The 584-nt window shown below is 78.4% G+C and carries 1 protein-coding gene; it reads left to right on the top strand.

Annotated elements, in window-relative coordinates; genetic code table 11:
* The coding region (locus GTR00_RS22300; protein ID WP_166613650.1) for a DUF4245 domain-containing protein at positions 1 to 570 on the top strand (570 nt) is incomplete at its 5' end.
* Positions 571 to 584: the final 14 nt, after the last annotated feature.

Genomic DNA, 584 nt, shown 5'->3' with positions numbered 1-584 from the left:
GCACCATCGACTGCACGTTGCCGCCGCGGCGGCAACGTGCAGTCGATGGTGCTGTCGATGCTCGTCATCCTCGGCCTGGTCGCCGTCGTCGTCTGGGCGGTGCCGCGCCCCAGCTCCGTGCAGCAGCCGCCGGCCGACGTGGCCAACGCCGCCTCCGGCGCCGCCGGCCGGCTGCCCTTCGTCCCGCCGGTGCCCGCCGGGCTGGACGGCTGGACGCCCACCTCCGCCGAGGTCAACCGCTCCACCGACGACGTGGCCACCTGGCACGTGGGCTACCGCACCGACGAGGGCGAGCACGTCGCCGTCGAGGTCGCCCGCGACGCCACGGCCGCCTGGCGGCGCGCGCAGACCGCCGGCGGGGCCGCCGACGGCACCCTCGACGTCGACGGGCGCCCGTGGGAGCGCCAGCTCCAGCCCGACCGCGGCCGGCACAGCCTGGTGCGCACCCAGGACGGCGTCACCGTGATCGCCACCGGCGAGGCGGACTACCCCGTCCTGGCCGAGCTGGTGCGCGCCACCGAGGCCGGCTGGGCGGCGGCCGGCTCGACGTGGGGCGCCCCGCCCGCCTGAGGGGCCCCTACCCC

This window comes from Kineococcus indalonis, from assembly GCF_009906395.1.
GTDB classification, from domain to species: Bacteria; Actinomycetota; Actinomycetes; order Actinomycetales; family Kineococcaceae; genus Kineococcus; species Kineococcus indalonis.
The sequence above is the reverse complement of the archived record's forward strand: the minus strand, read 5'-3'. Positions and strand labels throughout refer to the sequence as shown.